General features: G+C 66.7%; 5 protein-coding genes and 1 pseudogene. 2 read left to right on the forward strand and 4 right to left on the reverse strand.

What is annotated here, in order from left to right; translation table 11 throughout:
- Positions 1-678: type VI secretion system protein TssA (tssA, locus tag FKP22_RS19060; protein ID WP_141289294.1), on the reverse strand; the 678-nt coding region annotated here is incomplete at its 3' end.
- Positions 679-992: 314 nt separating this feature from the next.
- Between tssA and FKP22_RS19065 the strand changes: the two genes are divergently transcribed.
- Positions 993-2,117, forward strand: a complete 1,125-nt coding sequence (locus FKP22_RS19065; RefSeq protein ID WP_141289295.1) for a hypothetical protein — start codon at positions 993-995, stop codon at positions 2,115-2,117.
- A gap of 60 nt (positions 2,118-2,177) precedes the next feature.
- Here the strand turns inward: FKP22_RS19065 and FKP22_RS19070 are convergent, their stop codons facing one another.
- From FKP22_RS19070 to ychF, 3 genes are all read right to left on the reverse strand, one after another.
- Positions 2,178-2,900, reverse strand: a complete 723-nt coding sequence (locus FKP22_RS19070) for a site-2 protease family protein (protein ID WP_141289296.1) — start codon at positions 2,898-2,900, stop codon at positions 2,178-2,180.
- A 19-nt stretch (positions 2,901-2,919) separates the two neighbouring features.
- Positions 2,920-3,840, reverse strand: coding sequence for a DUF2167 domain-containing protein (locus FKP22_RS19075; RefSeq protein WP_231011452.1), 921 nt, complete (start codon positions 3,838-3,840; stop codon positions 2,920-2,922).
- 103 nt (positions 3,841-3,943) lie between these two features.
- Positions 3,944-5,035, reverse strand: coding sequence for a redox-regulated ATPase YchF (gene ychF, locus FKP22_RS19080; RefSeq protein WP_141289297.1), 1,092 nt, complete (start codon positions 5,033-5,035; stop codon positions 3,944-3,946).
- A gap of 162 nt (positions 5,036-5,197) precedes the next feature.
- Between ychF and FKP22_RS19085 the strand changes: the two are divergent.
- A pseudogene (locus FKP22_RS19085) lies at positions 5,198-5,782 on the forward strand (FAD-dependent monooxygenase); the annotation flags it as partial.

Here is a 5,782-nt window from a genome sequence, read left to right on the forward strand (position 1 = left end):
CAGGCGGGCGTCCACGGCGCGCTCCAGCGCCTGCCAGGCGCTGCGCGCGCGTTCCACCTGTGCCACCTGGGCTTCGTACGCCCGCAACCCGGCACCGCTCAGCGTGCGTTGCACCAGTTCCAGTGTCAACGGAGGCTCGCCAGCCTTGCCGGCGCCTGAGGAGGGGGATGCTGCGCTGTCCGACTCTCCGGCCAGGCGACGAGCCCTCGCGGATTCGATCTCGGCCAGGCTGTAGCCCTTGGCGCCTCGCGGCACCAGCACGATCTGGCGCGACAGTGCCTGCACCTGGCCGCTGAGCCAGCCCAGGTTGCCGATGCGTTCTTCCTGGTCGCCGTCATCAGGCAGCGGATGCAGGTGCGCCCAGTGCCGGTCCAGCAGGCCGGCGCACAGCGCCAGCCCATCGGCCAGGCCCTGGAAACCGTGCACGCGGGCCAACGCCTCGGTCAGCCAGCCAGCCACGCGCAAGTCCTTGCTGCGCTCGCGCAGCAGCGCCTCGCTGGCACGGGCCACGCCGGGCCAGTCGGCCACCTTCAGCGTCGCGACCCACTCGCCCTGGTCCAGCGTCGGGTCGTCCTCGCGCCGCATGTCCTGGATGGCGTCCACCTCGGCGGACAGCGACATGTCCACGCCACCCGGTTGGGCCGGCGACACCGGCGCCAGCAACGACTCAAGCTCCATCTGGTTGTGCTCCCCTGCAAAACAGCTGGCAATTCTCGCATCGGGGCCGGCGAAGGAGGTCTTGCAGCCGGTCGCATTCGCGCCTGGTTTCCCCTGCGGGCAGACAAGGTGCGAAGGCGCTCTGTGCGCACAGCCACGGGTGATCCCCCTAGAAAGGAAATGCCGCTTGCAGGGAATTCTCTGAGAGAACTCTTGTAGAAATTTGGTCACTTCGCTACATTGATTCGGCGCTGCATCCGGTGGTTCACCGGGCGGCAGAACACGGTTGGAGCTGGCGTGGTGCCGGCTTGTCTTGTCTTTGGAAGGTGTGAGAGATGAATACACGCAAGTTCATGCTGGGTGCAGGCCTGGTTGCTTTCTTCGCCACCCTGGCGCCCCTGGCTGTGCAGGCGCAGGAGGCGGTGGCGCAAGAGGTGTGCAGCAACTGCTACCTGGAAGGCCTGTCGGCCGACACCAAGTTCGCCACTGGCCGCATGCTGGACAACTACGAGACCTTCCTGTGGTCGCACAAGACCGGCACCACCGAGCGCCTGGGACGCAGCGTGCTGGACGTGCTGGGCGTGTCTGGCGGCCATCCGGTGATCTCGGGCGACGGCAAGGTCGTCGCGTCGATGATCCTGTCGGACGACGGCACCTACGGCACCGCCGGCCGCTGGACCCGCAAAAAGGGCTGGTCCACGATCCAGCCGCTGCCGGCCGACGGTGCGGTGATGGACGCCACCGACAGCTCGGTCTGGTCCATCTCCGGGGACGGCAAGACCATCGGCGGCCTGTACTGGCTGACCAGCGGCAAGGCGCACGGTTTCTACACCGACGCCAGCGGCATGGTGGGCCTGCCCACCGACGGCGGCTCGTCGCGCATCAACGCCATCAACCAGGACGGCACCGTGCTGGTGGGCTGGGAGGAAAGCCCGACCAGTGGCACCTGGCGCACGCTGATCTGGTCGCATGGCAGCAAGACCGTGATGGGCGCCGCGGACGACCTGCCAGGCACCGCCGAAGCGGTCAACGCCGCCGGCACGATGGTGGCCGGCCAGAGCCTGGACACCAACACCTTCTTCAACTCGGCCGCGCTGTGGCACTGGAGCGAGAAGAAGCAGACCTGGAAGAGCGAGATCCTGGGCGTGTGCCCTGGCACCACGATGGGCGGCATGGCCAGCGCCGCCGCGTTGACCGATGACGGCAAGATCGTCACCGGCATGTGCCGGCTGTACTTCAGCCCCGTGTCCAGCGGTTTCATCTGGACCCAGAAAGCCGGCATGCAGACCGCCAAGGACTACCTGGCAGCGCGGGGCTACAGCAACAGCGCCTACGACATCATGCACGTGCCGCTGGTCTCGGCCGACGGCAAAGCCTTCGCGCTGTGGGAAAAGAAGAAGACCTCGCCGTACACCATCCGCGGCGTGATCGTGCGGCTGAAGAAAACGGCCTCCGAGTGAGCCTGTGAGGGTGGGGGAAGCCGCCGGTTTCGACGGAGGCCGGCCGCCTTCCCCAGTCTTTCAGCCCGCGACGTGCGCGAGCATCTCGTGCACATCGTGCGCCATGACGGCCAGGAAACCCGCCAGTGCCAGGTAGCAAAAGCCGTATTCCAGCTTCACCGCGGTGGACACGGCGTAGTAGCCATTGGCCTCGGCGCTGTTCGGGTCGTACTTCCAAGCCTTCCATGCCTGCGGCGCTGCGAGCAAGGCCATCAGGATGAGCAGCGGGCTCGGCCGCCACAGGAACAGCGCGACCAGCACCGGCACGCCCAGCAGCCAGATGCGCGGCGACAGCACCGCGGTGATGCGGCCGCCGTCGAACGGCGAGATCGGGATCAGGTTGAACAGGTTCAGGAAGAACCCGCTGTAGGCCACCGCCAGCAGCCAGTGCGTGTCGTGGCCGTCGCGAGCGAAGAAATACGCCACCAGCGCGCCCACCGTGCCCAGCAGCGGCCCGGCCAGGCCGACAAAGGCCTCGGTCTCGGCGTTGTGCGGCTGGTCCTTCAGTTCGACCCAGGCGCCGACGAAGGGAATGAAGGTCGGCAGGCCGACGTTCAAGCCCTTGTGCCGCGCGGCCCAGAAATGGCCCATCTCGTGCACGAACAGCAGCACCACAAAGCCGGCGGCATAGCGCCAGCCGTAGACCCAGGCATAAAGCACCAAGGACAGCAGCATCGTGCCGCCGGTGGCCAGCAGCTTGCCGAACTTCAGGCCTGAGAACAGCAGGAACAGCAGCTTGATCATGGTCGGCTCCGCCGTGGCTTCAGGCTGCAGGGCCCTTGTTGCGGCGGAAGAACTTCATGATGCCGCCACCAAAGGCCAGCGCGCCGATGAAGAACAGCTTGGCGAACTTGGCCACGAATGCAAATGCCAGCGCCAGCAGCCCCAGCTTCTTCGCGCCTACGCCCAGCACCAGCGCCGCCAGGCCGTATTCGGCCACCTTGTCGGTGCTGCTGTTGAAGTCTGTGTAGCGCTTGCCTTCGTTGAAGTCCAGCGCGCCCAGCAGGCGTTGCGCTTCGACCTTGTCGGTTGGCAGGGACTTCAGCGCGGTCACCAGGTTCAGGCTGATGTAGCCCTCGCGGCCCAGCGCATAGGTGTTGTAGTTGACGCCGGGTTCGTCGCCCGCCGGCGCATCCTTGCTGCGCGAGGCCATGGCCCAGACCAGGCGGTGCGTGCCCTCGTCGTACTTCGGCGGCTCGGCCCAGCCGGTGATCTCCATCGCCGGCACGCCCAGCTTCACACGCTCCTGGTTGCTGGCTTCGGTGCCTTCGCGGTAGGACTGCAGCAGCTCATCGGCCTTCCACTCCTTGGCGTCGCCGTCCTTCACGTAGCCCGAGGCCTCGTAGCGCAGCGTGGCAAACCAGTCGCCTTCGCCCTTGGGGAAGACCAGGCCTTGCAGGTCCGAGTATTCGCCCGGGTTGCCCATGGCCCGCATGACCCTGGCGGCTTGCGGCTGCGGAATGAAGACCTCGCCGGCAGGCAGGTGCAGCGTGGCCTGGCCGGCCAGCGCGATGTCCTGCGGGCCGGCCTTGGCGACGCCGCGGGCTTCGCTCCAGGCCTGGGCGGCCTCGGTCGCGCGGGCAGATTCGGCAGGCTTGTCCTGAGCATGGGCCGTAAAAGCCGCTGCCGACAGCAGCAGGGCAGGCAGCAGGCGCTGCCACGGCGTGGTGGTGGTGGTGTACATGGGTTCCTCCCTCTTGAAAAACTGGCTTTGCTGCCCGCTGCCATCGTGGGCGATGGTCGTTGCGGGCGGCCGGCGGTTCGAGCCGCCGGTCCTTGGATCTATCTCAGACGTTGAACAGGAAGTTCAGCACGTCGCCGTCCTTGACGACGTATTCCTTGCCTTCGGCCCGCATCTTGCCGGCGTCCTTCGAGCCTTGTTCGCCCTTGAACTTGACGTAGTCGTCATAGGCGATGGTCTGGGCGCGGATGAAGCCGCGTTCGAAGTCGGTGTGGATCACGCCTGCCGCCTGCGGCGCGGTGTCGCCGATGTGGATGGTCCAGGCGCGCACTTCCTTCACGCCGGCGGTGAAATAGGTCTGCAGGCCCAGCAGCTTGAACGCCGCGCGGATCAGCCGGTTCAGGCCCGGTTCGTCCTGGCCCATCTCGGCCAGGAACAGCGCGCGGTCCTCGTCTTCCATTTCCGACAGCTCCGCCTCGGTCTTGGCGCAGATCGCGACGACCGGGGCGTTCTGCTTGGCGGCGTATTCCTTCAGGCGGTCCAGGAAGGGGTTGTTCTCGAAGCCGGATTCATCCACGTTGCCGACGAACATCGCCGGCTTGGCGGTGATCAGGCACAGCGGCTTGACCAGCACCCACTCTTCCTTGCTGAAAGGAATGGCGCGCACCGGCTGGGCCTGGTCCAGCGCGGCCTGGCACTTCTCCAGGATCTTGACCAGTGCCGCGGCTTCCTTGTCGCCCGAGCGGGCGTTCTTGTTGTAGCGGTGCAGGCTCTTCTCGACCGTGCCCAGATCGGCCAGGCACAGCTCGGTCTGGATGACCTCGATGTCGGAGATCGGATCGACCTTGCCGTTGACGTGGATCACGTTCTCGTCTTCGAAGCAGCGCACCACGTTGACGATGGCGTCCGTCTCGCGGATGTGGCTGAGGAACTGGTTGCCCAGGCCTTCGCCCTTGCTGGCGCCGGCCACCAGGCCCGCAATGTCGACGAACTCGACGATGGCCGGCAGGATGCGCTCGGGCTTGACGATCTCGGCCAGCGCCTGCAGCCGTGGGTCCGGCAGCTCCACCACGCCCACATTGGGCTCGATGGTGCAGAAGGGGTAGTTCTCGGCAGCGATGCCGGCCTTGGTCAGGGCATTGAAAAGGGTGGACTTGCCAACATTGGGCAGGCCGACGATGCCGCACTTCAGGCTCATGGGGGACTTTCGGAGAGGGAGGGGAACAGGCCTGCTGGCGGCCAGATGGCGAAACAGCCCTTTTGGGGCCTGGGCAGGCTGCGGAATTTCCGTTCGTCGCTGAAAGAAAACCGTCGCGGCACTGTCAAGAAATGGATTTTAGGGCGTCCCTACAATGACGACATGACCGCTTTCGACGTGCGCATCCTGGGTTCCGGCATTGTCAGCCGTGCCATGGCGCTGACTTTGGCCCGCCAGGGCCTGCGCGTGGCGCTGCAGGCCAAACCGCCGGCAGAAGCCAGCGAGCGGCGTCCGGACGTGCGGGCTTATGCGCTGAACCCGGCTTCGGTCACGCTGCTGGAAGGCCTGCGGGCCTGGCAGGCGCTGCCGGAAGATGCCCGCAGCGCGGTGCTGGACATGCGGGTGCATGGCGACGCGCATGGCGCGGCCATCGAGTTTTCCGCCTGGCAGCAGGCGGTGCCGGCACTGGCCTGGATCGTTGACGCGGCAGCGCTGGAAGCGGTGCTGGAATCGGCCGCGAGCTTCGCGCCGCTGGTCACGCTGCAGCCCGAACCCGGCAATGCGCCGCTGACGCTGATCGCCGAAGGCAAGGCCTCGGTCGAACGGGAGCGGCGTGGCGTGGGTTTCGAGCGCCATGCCTACGGCCACCGCGCAATCGCGGCCCGGCTGGTAAGCGACCGGCCGCACGGCGGCACTGCGCTGCAGTGGTTCCGCAGCCCGGACATCCTGGCGCTGCTGCCTTTCGAC

The sequence above is a fragment of the Ideonella azotifigens genome, from assembly GCF_006519715.1.
In the GTDB taxonomy this organism is placed as follows: Bacteria; Pseudomonadota; Gammaproteobacteria; order Burkholderiales; family Burkholderiaceae_C; genus Ideonella; species Ideonella azotifigens.